Annotated in this window: 22 protein-coding genes; 21 read left to right on the top strand and 1 reads right to left on the bottom strand. The window is 68.7% G+C overall.

The features are described 5' to 3' along the window. The first annotated feature begins 18 nt into the window (after window positions 1-18). The 20 genes from E5671_RS06315 to E5671_RS06225 all read left to right on the top strand — a co-directional run bounded on the left by E5671_RS06315 (window position 19) and on the right by E5671_RS06225 (window position 8,232). Window positions 19-231, top strand: coding sequence for a hypothetical protein (locus E5671_RS06315; RefSeq protein ID WP_160510016.1), 213 nt, complete (start codon window positions 19-21; stop codon window positions 229-231). Next, on the top strand, window positions 228-476 hold the full coding sequence (locus E5671_RS06310) for a hypothetical protein (protein ID WP_160502854.1): 249 nt from the start codon (window positions 228-230) through the stop codon (window positions 474-476). The genes E5671_RS06315 and E5671_RS06310 overlap by 4 nt, the downstream gene beginning before the upstream one ends. An 80-nt stretch (window positions 477-556) precedes the next feature. Then, window positions 557-718 (top strand): hypothetical protein, encoded by a 162-nt coding sequence (locus E5671_RS06305; protein WP_160502853.1) that lies wholly within the window; start codon window positions 557-559, stop codon window positions 716-718. An 18-nt stretch (window positions 719-736) separates the two neighbouring features. Beyond that, on the top strand, window positions 737-913 hold the full coding sequence (locus E5671_RS06300; protein WP_160502852.1) for a hypothetical protein: 177 nt from the start codon (window positions 737-739) through the stop codon (window positions 911-913). Window positions 914-960: 47 nt separating this feature from the next. Then, on the top strand, window positions 961-1,149 hold the full coding sequence (locus tag E5671_RS06295) for a hypothetical protein (protein ID WP_160502851.1): 189 nt from the start codon (window positions 961-963) through the stop codon (window positions 1,147-1,149). A gap of 94 nt (window positions 1,150-1,243) precedes the next feature. Continuing rightward, window positions 1,244-1,660: a hypothetical protein gene (locus E5671_RS06290; protein ID WP_160502850.1), complete on the top strand. Its 417-nt coding sequence runs from the start codon at window positions 1,244-1,246 to the stop codon at window positions 1,658-1,660. 44 nt (window positions 1,661-1,704) lie between these two features. Beyond that, window positions 1,705-1,881, top strand: a complete 177-nt coding sequence (locus tag E5671_RS06285) for a hypothetical protein (RefSeq protein ID WP_160502849.1) — start codon at window positions 1,705-1,707, stop codon at window positions 1,879-1,881. After that, window positions 1,881-2,180: a hypothetical protein gene (locus E5671_RS06280; RefSeq protein WP_160502848.1), complete on the top strand. Its 300-nt coding sequence runs from the start codon at window positions 1,881-1,883 to the stop codon at window positions 2,178-2,180. Before E5671_RS06285 ends, E5671_RS06280 begins: the two co-directional genes overlap by 1 nt. 69 nt (window positions 2,181-2,249) lie before the next feature. Beyond that, window positions 2,250-2,480, top strand: coding sequence for a hypothetical protein (locus E5671_RS06275; RefSeq protein WP_160502847.1), 231 nt, complete (start codon window positions 2,250-2,252; stop codon window positions 2,478-2,480). Window positions 2,481-2,512: 32 nt separating this feature from the next. Further along, window positions 2,513-2,698, top strand: coding sequence for a hypothetical protein (locus tag E5671_RS06270; protein ID WP_160502846.1), 186 nt, complete (start codon window positions 2,513-2,515; stop codon window positions 2,696-2,698). A gap of 30 nt (window positions 2,699-2,728) precedes the next feature. Then, window positions 2,729-2,857: a hypothetical protein gene (locus tag E5671_RS46960; protein WP_272902820.1), complete on the top strand. Its 129-nt coding sequence runs from the start codon at window positions 2,729-2,731 to the stop codon at window positions 2,855-2,857. 40 nt (window positions 2,858-2,897) lie between these two features. Beyond that, the gene (locus E5671_RS06265; RefSeq protein ID WP_160502845.1) at window positions 2,898-3,080 is read left to right on the top strand and encodes a hypothetical protein; all 183 of its coding nucleotides are present in this window, start codon (window positions 2,898-2,900) and stop codon (window positions 3,078-3,080) included. A 73-nt stretch (window positions 3,081-3,153) separates the two neighbouring features. Continuing rightward, a complete protein-coding gene (locus E5671_RS06260; protein ID WP_160502844.1) occupies window positions 3,154-3,972 on the top strand; it encodes a hypothetical protein in 819 nt (272 codons plus the stop codon). After that, on the top strand, window positions 3,972-6,086 hold the full coding sequence (locus E5671_RS06255; protein WP_160502843.1) for an ATP-binding protein: 2,115 nt from the start codon (window positions 3,972-3,974) through the stop codon (window positions 6,084-6,086). The genes E5671_RS06260 and E5671_RS06255 overlap by 1 nt, the downstream gene beginning before the upstream one ends. A 212-nt stretch (window positions 6,087-6,298) precedes the next feature. After that, entirely contained in the window at window positions 6,299-6,457 is a 159-nt protein-coding gene (locus E5671_RS06250; protein WP_160502842.1) for a hypothetical protein, read from the top strand. Next, a complete protein-coding gene (locus E5671_RS06245) occupies window positions 6,457-6,801 on the top strand; it encodes a hypothetical protein (RefSeq protein WP_160502841.1) in 345 nt (114 codons plus the stop codon). The genes E5671_RS06250 and E5671_RS06245 overlap by 1 nt, the downstream gene beginning before the upstream one ends. A 25-nt stretch (window positions 6,802-6,826) precedes the next feature. After that, window positions 6,827-7,231, top strand: a complete 405-nt coding sequence (locus E5671_RS06240) for a hypothetical protein (RefSeq protein ID WP_160502840.1) — start codon at window positions 6,827-6,829, stop codon at window positions 7,229-7,231. A gap of 22 nt (window positions 7,232-7,253) precedes the next feature. Then, on the top strand, window positions 7,254-7,448 hold the full coding sequence (locus E5671_RS06235) for a hypothetical protein (protein WP_160502839.1): 195 nt from the start codon (window positions 7,254-7,256) through the stop codon (window positions 7,446-7,448). Between the two features lie 25 nt (window positions 7,449-7,473). Further along, window positions 7,474-7,653 (top strand): hypothetical protein, encoded by a 180-nt coding sequence (locus E5671_RS06230; RefSeq protein ID WP_160502838.1) that lies wholly within the window; start codon window positions 7,474-7,476, stop codon window positions 7,651-7,653. Window positions 7,654-7,731: 78 nt separating this feature from the next. Next, window positions 7,732-8,232, top strand: coding sequence for a hypothetical protein (locus E5671_RS06225; protein WP_160502837.1), 501 nt, complete (start codon window positions 7,732-7,734; stop codon window positions 8,230-8,232). A gap of 251 nt (window positions 8,233-8,483) precedes the next feature. Here E5671_RS06225 and E5671_RS06220 read toward each other — a convergent pair whose 3' ends face one another. Further along, window positions 8,484-8,762, bottom strand: coding sequence for a hypothetical protein (locus E5671_RS06220; RefSeq protein ID WP_160502836.1), 279 nt, complete (start codon window positions 8,760-8,762; stop codon window positions 8,484-8,486). A 133-nt stretch (window positions 8,763-8,895) separates the two neighbouring features. Here E5671_RS06220 and E5671_RS06215 point away from each other — a divergent pair, with 133 nt between their 5' ends. Next, a complete protein-coding gene (locus E5671_RS06215; protein WP_160502835.1) occupies window positions 8,896-9,534 on the top strand; it encodes a hypothetical protein in 639 nt (212 codons plus the stop codon). Window positions 9,535-9,588 lie beyond the last annotated feature (54 nt).

The following is a 9,588-nucleotide window of genomic DNA, read 5'->3' as shown; positions in this document are numbered from 1 at the left end:
GCCACGGCAACCCCCACCCTGAGCCCCGCCGATCAGGCAGCGCATGACGCCGCCTCCTACGTCCGCCCCCGCCAGGTCCTCGAACGTTTCCCCGCTGGTGGCCCGCGCGGCTCGTGGCCTGCGGAGGACTTCGCTGAGGCCCGCCGCATGGAGGGCCAGCAGGCGGAGGTCGTGATGGATCTTGCCTCTGACGCGTTCCTCGTGATCGTGCGGAATGGGGTGGCGTCGTGAGGCGCGCTTCGGGTGCCGTGGCGGCCGTCGTCGTCGCTCTGCTGCTGCTCACCGCGTGCGGGCCGAAGCAGGGGCCGGCGGGGACGGTGACGGGCCGGCATGACACGTACTGGTCGGCGACGAAGCAGTGGACGTACAAGCTGACCGTCCGTAAGCCGGCTGGTGGCGAGCCGACGTTCCGTGTGACGCGGGCCGTGTGGCGTTCCTGCGAGAAGGGCGACGCCTACCCGGCGTGCGCCTCCTAGATCGCCGTGGGCGGCGGGTGTTTCGGTTCCCCCCGCCTCGCCGCTCACGGCCCCACTTCTTGATCCTGAAGGGATTCCTCATGAGCTCGAAGGACTACCAGCCCACACAGGCCACCGACGAGAACGGCCAGGACCGCGGCACGTTCGAGAGCCCCTTCCTCGCGAAAGCCCGCTCCGAGACCGAGACGAACCTCGGTGCGACGAACGGCGACTGGACCTTCACGCCTGCCGAGAACAACTGATCCGGAGAGGGCTCAGCCATGAATCAGCTCCACATCGACGACCTCACCGAGGGCGACGAGCTTGGCTCTGCCGAAATCCCCGAGTGCTGCGACGCCCTGATGGACGAGATGCCCAGCGGCTTCCAGTGCGGGCGCTGCGCCTCTCGCGTCGACTTCGACGCTGACCGGACCGTCACCGACGTGCGGTTCGCCTGACCGGCCTCGCCACCCCACCCCACTTCTTGATCCCCGAGAGGGCCGCCATGTTCAAGCGTGACTGCGAGACCGGCGAAGAAGTCGCCCACCGCGTGACCACCGAGGACGGGCGCACCTTCGTCACCGCCACCAACGACGAGTTCTGGCGTCAGACGCCGGGCGCCACGGTCGAGGAAGTACGCGGCCACACGCACTCGCGTGGCCTCGGGTTCGTCGTCGAACGCGTCACCGACTGACCTACCCCCAGTCGCCGCGGGTGGCGGTCGATCCCCCGAATCCCGCCGCCCGCGGTCCCACTTATAGACCCCCGTCTGCCCTTGGAGGGCTGTCATGCCGTACACCCCGATCGCCCCGAATCTCGTCGAGGCCATCGTCGGGCACATCCGGTACCACCAGAAGAACCTCGGCGCTCGCTACCACAGCGAGGACTACACCGAGCACGAGACGGCCGGAGAGATGACCACGGTGGGCGGTGCCACCGTCGAGGTAATGGCGCTCGTCAAGTTCGACAAGAAGTACAGCTACGGCCAAGACGCCGAGCGTTCCGTCCAGGTCGGCGCCACCGCCAAGTGCCACGGCTGGGGCTGCGCCGACCCTCGCAGCGAGGAGTCGTTCGGCGAGGCGGCCCCGCTGGACGCGAACGGCTACGACATCGCAGCGACCGCCGAGCCGCTGGTGCAGGCGGCCCGCGAGTGGGCGCAGGCCCACGCCGAGAAGTGCCGCGCCCAGCCGTACACCGGCCGCTAGACCCCCACGACCCCACCGTTCCTGCGTCCTTGAGAGGATCCGCCATGTCTGCTCAGACCCGTGTCGCGTATCTGGCCGAGTACCGCAAGGCCCGTGACGAGGAGGACTTCGACCGCGCCCTGGAGTTGGCGTTCGCGGCGATGGACCACGACGCCGACCACCCCGACGAGCCGTCACTGATGGCGGAGCTCCGCGGGCTGCACACCAAGGCGGCTGCCTGATGGGCCGCAAGTTCAAGGACATGGAGACGCCGGAGCAGCGGTATCTCGCCGCGACGGCCGAAGTCCGGGTCGGCCAGTTGGGGAAGGCCGCGCACGCCGCGGACCAGGAGGCGCAGCGGCAGCAGATGACCGCCGACATTTATGGCCGGGAGGGCAAGGACTACACGGATCGGCCGAAGGCTGAGCGCGCTGCCCGTGAGGCTCGCAAGCACCGTGAGCGCGCGGACCGGTTGTACGGCGAGGCTCGGAAGGTTGAGGCCGCCGCCAATCCGAAGCCGCAGAAGCGGCGGTGGTTCTGATGTTCGGCCGGACTCCGGGGCAGCGCGGCTCCCTCTCTCGTACTCCCCCTCCGATGAAGGGACTTCCCTGTGGATCAGAACCAGGTCGATGAGATCGGCCGCCGTATCGGCTCGGCGGCGGCGCAGTTCGCGCCGAGCCACAGGCCGACGCCGGCGCAGACGGCGGATGCCGCCGCGGTCCTGCACGCGATGGTGCAGTCGGCCGAAATCTACGGCGTGACCTTCGCCGACTTCGACGGCGTCGCCGACTTCCCTCGCATGGCCATCCAGCTGGTGCAGTCCCGCGACCTGCAGATTTGAACCGCCCCCACCCGCCACTTCAGGAGGAATCCATGCCCACCACCCCCGAGGAGATTGCCGCCGCCGAGGCTGCCGCCGACGCGAAACTCGCCGCCGTGCACGAGGTGATGGACCGCGCCAAGGATCAGGGGCCGACGTTCGGCGGCTCCATCGTCCACGGCGACCAGTACGGCGTCACCGGCGGCACGCACTACGGCGACATCCACGTCGGCCACTGACCAACTACCCCACCCAGCAAGGAGCCCGCCATGCCGCCGAAGCCTGAGGACTTCCACTGCGGTCAGTGCGCCGCGCACTTCGTGCTCCACAAGGGCGGCAAGAACCTGCCCTGCGCCTGGTGCGAGGGACACGCCCACGAAATCCACTGGTGGAAGTGATCTCCCGCCCTGCAAACCCCACTAGCGAAGGGAGGCCGCCATGCGGCTTCTGCACTGGCTGCTCCTGGCGGCCCTCCTGCTCATCGTCGGCATGTGGCCGCAGACCGCCGAGGTCACCTTCGGCGTGATGGCCGACGGGGCGAACGCGATCCTCGCCCAAATCCCCGGTCTGCTGCTCCTCCTCGGCGGGGGCTGGCTCGCAACGCGACGGAGGGCCGCCTGATGCGCGCCCTCTACCTGCTGGCCATGGTCTTCCCGTTCATCCTGCTCGCCTTCCTGATCGGACGAGGTCTCTCGTGAAATCCCCGCCCGTCGGTGCCAGCCGCGACTACCTCGTGGCGATCTCCCTGATCGCCGGAGTCGGCTACACCGCATCCGCCGAATACAACCTGGCCCGCGCTATCGGCTCCCCGGTACCAGTGGCGGTACTGCTACCCCTCGCTCTCGACGTGTACGTCGTCGCTGCGATCCGCCGCAACCGCGGCCGGGACATCGCCCTGTCGCTTCTCCTGATGGGTGTCGCGCAGGTGTCGGCGCACCTCCTGGAGTCCCGCGTCGTGGTGGTGTCGGTACCGCTCGTCGTCGCCGTTTCGCTGCTCATCCCGCTCGTCATCTGGCGCGTCCACGCACTGGCGGTACTGCCGCAGAAACTGCAGGCGAAGACCGGTACCGCTCCCGGTACCGAACCGGCCCCCACAGTCGAGCGAGTACCGGTACCGGACGCCCCCCCGGTACCGGTCGCCGAACCGGTACTGACGCTCGCCGCGAGCCGCCCGGAACTCGACGCCGTACCGGACTCAGTACCGGCCCCGGTACCGGTACGGCCGCGCCGCCGCACCAAGAACCCGACCACCAAGAAGAGCCCGCGCAGTACTGGCACCAAGCCCCGCCAGAAGACGGCCGGTACCGCCTCGTTCGACGAGCACGTACAGACCGCCACCGCCTGGCTGGCCGCCGAACCGAAGCTCTCCGGTACCGACATCGGCAAGAAGCTCGGTACCGGCGACTCCTACGGCCGACGCGTGCGCCGCGCCGCCCTCGGTACCGCGGGCACTGGCCCCGCGCACCCGACTACCAACGCCGCCGTCGGACAAGGCGGAGAGGGCTACAACTGATGAGCATCCACAACGGCGCGGCTGTCGAGGAGAAGCTGCCGCCCCTCAAGCTGATCCCCCCGCCGACCGAGAGCGCCCCCGAGGCGGCTCCGCAGCCCGCGGCGAAACCCGAACGCCGTCGCCTGCGCGAAGGAGTGCGGGTCGTCCTCGCCGACGACCGCACCCGCGACACCTACCGGTACATCGTCCGGCACGGCGCCTACCTGGCCGGCGGCGCCAGCATCGTGTACCGCCGCGCCTGGGACAGCCGCAGCACCTCCCGTCATGAGCGAATGCAGCGCACTGCCGAAGCGGCCGGGAACATCGAGGAGGCCAAGGAGTGGGAGGAGCGTGCGCACCGCTTCCGCCAGGCCCGTCACCAGCGGCGCATGGAGATGCTCGCCGCGATGCGGCAGGCGCCCAAGGCCGTAGCGTCCGGCGCCGTCGCCGGCGCGGGCCTGCTCCTCCTCCTCGGCATAGCGCTGGCCTGGGCAAACGGCGACGTCAAAGACGTGATCACCCCGGCTGCGTTCTTTGTCGACCTGATCCGCTGGGCGTTCTTCATCGGCTCCGTCGTCTGGGGCCCGGCGAAAATGGCGCTGCCTGCGCTCGGTCTGTTCGCTCTGTGGCGGGTCGGCCAGCAGCGTCAGGCCGCTCCGCAGTGGGCGCTCCCCGCGAAGCAGCGCGTCGAAGGCGAGGCCATCACCCCGTCGATCGTCGTCAAAGCGTTCCGTGACCTGCGGATTGGCGAGTTGAAGAAGGCCATTCTGGCGATGGAGGACGGTGCAGCGTCGATGCTGTCGCCGATCGTCACCGCAGGCTGTGGCGTCGAAGTCGACGTCACCCTGCCGTCGAGCGTCTCCACCGACGAGATCATGGCCAAGCGGCGCAAGCTCGCCGAGAACCTCAACCGGCACGAGCACGAGGTGTACGTCAGCATCGCCCCTGCCGCCCGCACAGTGCGGGTGTGGATCGCCGACAGTGGCGCCCTCGACGAACCGATCGGACCGTCTCCGCTGGTCACGGACGCTAGCCTCACTGCGGACTACAAGAGTGGACGCGCCCCTTGGGGTGTCGACCTGCGTGGCGACGCTGTCCTGATCAGCCTCTTCCAGAAGATGGTGCTGGTCACGGGCCTGTCGAATCAGGGCAAGACCGCCAGTCTCCGGGCGCTTGCTCTCTGGCTGGCCATGGACCCGACCGTCGAGTTCCGCATCGGTGACCTCAAGGGCATCGGCGACTGGCGCATGTTCCTCGGGCTGGCGACGATCCTCATCGAAGGCCCGACCGACGACCACGTCATATCGGTCACCGAGATGGTCGAAGACGTCTTCGACGAGATGAACCGGCGGTTGCAGGCCCCAGAGGGCACCGTTTTCAAGCCTCTGGTCTGCATCGTTGACGAGGCGCAGGTCGCCTACGGTTCGGGCGCCAGGGAGACGTACATCGACGACAAGGGGAACGTCAAGTACGGCGCCCCCTACGGCGGCGCCAAGGCTACGAGCAGGTACTTCCGTGCCGTCAAGGGCATCCACGACCAGGGCCGCATCGTCAACGTGCTGATCTGGGAAGGCACGCAGGACCCCACCGACCAGAACCTGCCCAAGCGTTCCCGCGAGGGCAACCACATCCGTGCCGCGCTGGTCCTCGGCACCAAGTCTCAGGCCGAAATGGCACTCGGAGAGGCACCCGTCGAGAAGGGCGCCGCACCGCACAAGCTGCGGCAGGGCTACGACAAAGGGCAGCTCGTCGCCGCAGGTGAGGGCGTCCCGCTGGCTCCCGGGCAAGTGTCGCTGAACATCCGCACCCACTTCATCGACGGCGACGACGCCGCGGAGGTTGCCGAGCGGGCCAAGACGCTCCGGAACCGCGTGGCGACGCTCGGCCGTCCGCAGGCCGTCGAGCAGCGCGACGAGCTCGCCGACCTGAAGACCGTCCTCGGAAGCGAAGACCGCGTCCGCACCCCGGAAGTCCTCCACCGCCTCAAGAACCTCTCCGAGTCCTACTACAAGGACTGGGACGGCAGCCGGCTCAAGAGGGTCCTCACGGACGTCGGCGAGGACACCGGCACGTACAAGGGCTACCCCGTAGTGAACCGAGACCGGGTTCTGCGGGCCCTCGCCGAGCACGAATAGGCCACCCCAAGAGCTTGGTGGGGCGGTAAGCCCCTGGTGACTTTCCACCAACCGCCCCACCCACCAGCCCCACCAGCCCTGACCTGCATGTTCCTGGGTTTGGTGAGGCAGATCGGCGCCCCACCAAGACCCCGGAACCCCCGGAATTTGATGGTTCCGGCTGCTCGCACCACCTCACCCGCCAGAGCGTTCCCGTTTCCCGAAGGAGCCCCGTGACCACCCAGCCCGCCGCACCGCCCGAGCCGGCCATCGTCGTGATCGACGAGGCGCAGCTCCTAATCGGAGGCACTCTCAACGCCGGGAAGACCCTCCCCTCCGACCTCATCGATGCCATGCGTCGCCACACCGCAACCAACACCAAGGAGTCCTGATGCCCGGCTCGTACACCACCCGCGAGAAGTGGGAGATCGCCAAGATCAGCGCCAAGACGCTGAAGCAGGCCGCCGCCTCGGACGGCCCGCACGGCACCACCGACATCGTCGACCCACGCCTCGATGTCCGACTGCAGTCCATACGGCGGCGCGGCGAGGAGCGCTACGAGCGCGAGGCCGCCGCCGTCTTCCAGAACTTGGACCGAGCCGAGGGTGCAGTCGCACAAGCCAAGGCCGACCTCAAGACCGCCCCAGACTCCCGAGCGAAGGCCGCGGCCCGTCAGGCGCTACAGAAGGCCAAGAGCGACCTGAGCAAGGCCGACCGCGCCGCCCGCAAGTACTGACCACCACCGCCGAGAGGAGCCCGTCATGACCCAGCCGCTGCCCGACCGGCTGCCCGACCTCACGGCCGGGCAGCAGCAGGTCCCCGCCCATCACCGTCCGCCCAACGTCATCTACGACGAGCACGGCCGCCCCGTGCACTTCACCATCGGCCAGCCCATGCACCCGACGCAGATGGTCGTCCAGGCGCCTGTACAGCAGGGCCTGTCGCCCGACATGCAACGCCTGATCATCATCACGTTCCTGATCCTCGCCGTGGTCGTCGTCTGCACCGCCGCAGTGTGCGCGGTCGTCGTCCTCGTCGGCGGAACGCTGATGGGGATCATCGGCACCGTCTCCGCGAACCTCCCAATGATCGGCCTGAGCATGGCGGGCGTGATCCTCGCCGCCGGATGGGCCGCCACAAAGATCCGTCCCGACAAGGGCAAGTAGCCCACCGGAAAAGGAGAAGCCCATGTCCAACCGTCAGCCCGCCCCTGAAGAGATCCAGGACGCTGGTCGACAACTGCAGCGCGGCGGGTTCCTCGGAACCGGCAGCAGCAAACTCGCCGACAAGCTCGTCGAAGACGCCGGTGAGGACGGCCAGGCCGTGGCGATGGCCATCCTTAGCGCCGCAGCCGACCACAAGCCGCGCCCCTGGGCCCGCTAGAACCCCGACTCCGAAGGAGAACCCCATGACCAACACCTACGAGATCGACGTGTTCCAGACTGTCCGCCCCGCCGTCGACCCGACGGTCCGCTGGGCCGCGACCGTCCACGACCCGGCCGGCCGGGTGGTCGCCGCATCCGGGCCGCAGGACGGCCGGCAGGCCGCCATCGACACCGCCACCCACAACGTGCCCGCCGCGGTCTGAACGCCCACCAGCGCGCCCCCTCCGCATGCAGCGCGGAGGGGGCGCCGCGCAAAACCTTACCGAGAGGACACTCGAACCATGGGATACGCGTACTACGAGATCATCCGCAACGGCGAGAAGATCGAGGCCGGTTACAGCGTCAAGGCGGACTGCGAGAAGACCGGCTGCAAGGAGAAGATCGACCGCGGTCTCGGCTACCTCTGCGGATCCACACCCGGCGGCGACGAGTACGGCTGCGGCGGCTACTTCTGCGGCGACCACCGCCTCGGCGGATACGCGACCGCCAACGGGCTGTGCCAGACCTGCTGGGACGCCGCAGCGGAATCCGCCCGGTGGATCCACCCCAAGACGGGCGAGGAGTTCGACCTGCGTGACAGCTACCTGCCCGCCGGCGACCGATACACCTCGGACGGCATCGTCTGGTGGTACACCGGGACCATGCAGAACGGTAGCCCGGTCATGGCGTGCCGCGACATGTACGGCGACATCGGCGGAGCCTACGACCGGCTTCTCAGCGAAGGCGAGTGGGAGAACGCCGCCATCGTCTACCACCGGCAGTGGGGCGCACCCGCCGCCTGAACTACCCGCCCACGACGGGGCCCCGCCCGGATTCCCCGACCGGGGCTTTCGTCATGCGCGGCACGGCTCGCGCCATCCACCGGTCGTCGGTGACCTGCCGCGGGTACAGGGCGGGCTCTAACCCGAGCTGCGCGCACAGGAGTTCTAACGCCTGCTGGCGCTCCCGCTCAGTGTCTGCCTGGACTCCGTAGCGGATCGCCATGGTCAGAGTGTGACGGGGTGGGTGGGGGAGCGGGGCGGGAACCGGCGGATTAGGCCTCCGGTAGGGCTGCCTTCCGGGCGCGGGCGAGTTCGGCCCGGCTCTGGTAGCGAGGGTCGACGGGGATGTCGTTGGCGTCCCGGATGCGGCGGAAGGTCTCGGCGGATTCGCCGGTGAGCTCGGCCAGCTGCGCGGGGGTGGCGCCGTTGCGGAGGGCCTCCAGGGCGATGGTACGCGTGGCGGGCTTGAGCTCGCGTTCTGTCTCGCGGGCCTTCTTGTAGCGGGCGAGGGTGCGCGCATCTTCCTCGGTGGGGGTCCATTCGCTGGTCATGCCTGCATTGTGCCATCTAGCGGAGCACTCGCGATAGTCCACTCTTCAGTCCACGTGTGAGGACTATTGACAGTCCACATGCGTGGGCTGCATGATGGGGTCATCGCCAGGGAGACCAGCAGGGGAGACAGCTATGGCCACCACCGAAATCACCGTCAGCGTCGAGGACCTCGCCAAAGGCGACGAGATCGTGGCCTACACCGTCTGGAGCTTCGACCACGGAACGCGGACCATCACCGGATCCTGGATCGTCGACTCCCTGTACTGGAAGGCGGCCGACCGTCTCGCCGACGTCTACACCAACGGCGTCATGCTCATGTTCCGCCGCGGCGACCAGGTGACCGTCCGCCGGGAGGCGACGACACCCGAGCCGCAGGCTGAGAACGCAGAGCAGCCGACCAGCGGCCAGCAGTTCACCCAGGAGATGCGGCGTTTCCTCTCCATCGGCACCCGCACCCGCCGCGACCGCAACGGCCGCGACCTGCACCGCGAGATCGCCGAATGGACCGTCACCGCCGCCATGCAGCGCGGCACCCTCCACCCCGGCCAGGAAGCTGTCTTCGCCCCCGCCTTCGACGCCGCCAGCTCCTGGGTCAAGGACATCAAGAACGGGCGCGGTTCCTGGATCGTCATCGAGCACATCGACGCCCTCAGCCCCTGGCAGTTCTGCAAGCTCCTCGGCGACATGGTCGACGCCGGAGTCGACACCACTAGCGCGGGAGCCCAGTACTTCGCCCGGATGCGCACCGAGCTCCTTGCCCAGGCTGCCTGACCCACCCCAGGGCCCGGCCGGGGGGAGGCCGGGCCCGCCGATCCACCGCACATT

This window comes from Streptomyces sp. BA2 (genome assembly GCF_009769735.1).
Classification (GTDB): Bacteria; Actinomycetota; Actinomycetes; order Streptomycetales; family Streptomycetaceae; genus Streptomyces.
The sequence above is the reverse complement of the archived record's forward strand: the minus strand, read 5'-3'. Positions and strand labels throughout refer to the sequence as shown.

Bases quoted from the DNA above. Each gene is read 5' to 3' on its own strand.
- E5671_RS06245 (WP_160502841.1), top strand. From the start codon at position 6,457: ATGCCCGGCTCGTACACCACCCGCGAGAAGTGGGAGATCGCCAAGATC.
- E5671_RS06285 (WP_160502849.1), top strand. From the start codon at position 1,705: ATGTCTGCTCAGACCCGTGTCGCGTATCTGGCCGAGTACCGCAAGGCC.
- E5671_RS06215 (WP_160502835.1), top strand. From the start codon at position 8,896: ATGGCCACCACCGAAATCACCGTCAGCGTCGAGGACCTCGCCAAAGGC.
- E5671_RS06240 (WP_160502840.1), top strand. From the start codon at position 6,827: ATGACCCAGCCGCTGCCCGACCGGCTGCCCGACCTCACGGCCGGGCAG.
- E5671_RS46960 (WP_272902820.1), top strand. From the start codon at position 2,729: ATGCCGCCGAAGCCTGAGGACTTCCACTGCGGTCAGTGCGCCGCGCAC.
- E5671_RS06220 (WP_160502836.1), bottom strand. From the start codon at position 8,762: ATGACCAGCGAATGGACCCCCACCGAGGAAGATGCGCGCACCCTCGCC.
- E5671_RS06235 (WP_160502839.1), top strand. From the start codon at position 7,254: ATGTCCAACCGTCAGCCCGCCCCTGAAGAGATCCAGGACGCTGGTCGA.
- E5671_RS06305 (WP_160502853.1), top strand. From the start codon at position 557: ATGAGCTCGAAGGACTACCAGCCCACACAGGCCACCGACGAGAACGGC.
- E5671_RS06255 (WP_160502843.1), top strand. From the start codon at position 3,972: ATGAGCATCCACAACGGCGCGGCTGTCGAGGAGAAGCTGCCGCCCCTC.
- E5671_RS06300 (WP_160502852.1), top strand. From the start codon at position 737: ATGAATCAGCTCCACATCGACGACCTCACCGAGGGCGACGAGCTTGGC.
- E5671_RS06225 (WP_160502837.1), top strand. From the start codon at position 7,732: ATGGGATACGCGTACTACGAGATCATCCGCAACGGCGAGAAGATCGAG.
- E5671_RS06295 (WP_160502851.1), top strand. From the start codon at position 961: ATGTTCAAGCGTGACTGCGAGACCGGCGAAGAAGTCGCCCACCGCGTG.
- E5671_RS06290 (WP_160502850.1), top strand. From the start codon at position 1,244: ATGCCGTACACCCCGATCGCCCCGAATCTCGTCGAGGCCATCGTCGGG.
- E5671_RS06230 (WP_160502838.1), top strand. From the start codon at position 7,474: ATGACCAACACCTACGAGATCGACGTGTTCCAGACTGTCCGCCCCGCC.
- E5671_RS06265 (WP_160502845.1), top strand. From the start codon at position 2,898: ATGCGGCTTCTGCACTGGCTGCTCCTGGCGGCCCTCCTGCTCATCGTC.
- E5671_RS06270 (WP_160502846.1), top strand. From the start codon at position 2,513: ATGCCCACCACCCCCGAGGAGATTGCCGCCGCCGAGGCTGCCGCCGAC.
- E5671_RS06280 (WP_160502848.1), top strand. From the start codon at position 1,881: ATGGGCCGCAAGTTCAAGGACATGGAGACGCCGGAGCAGCGGTATCTC.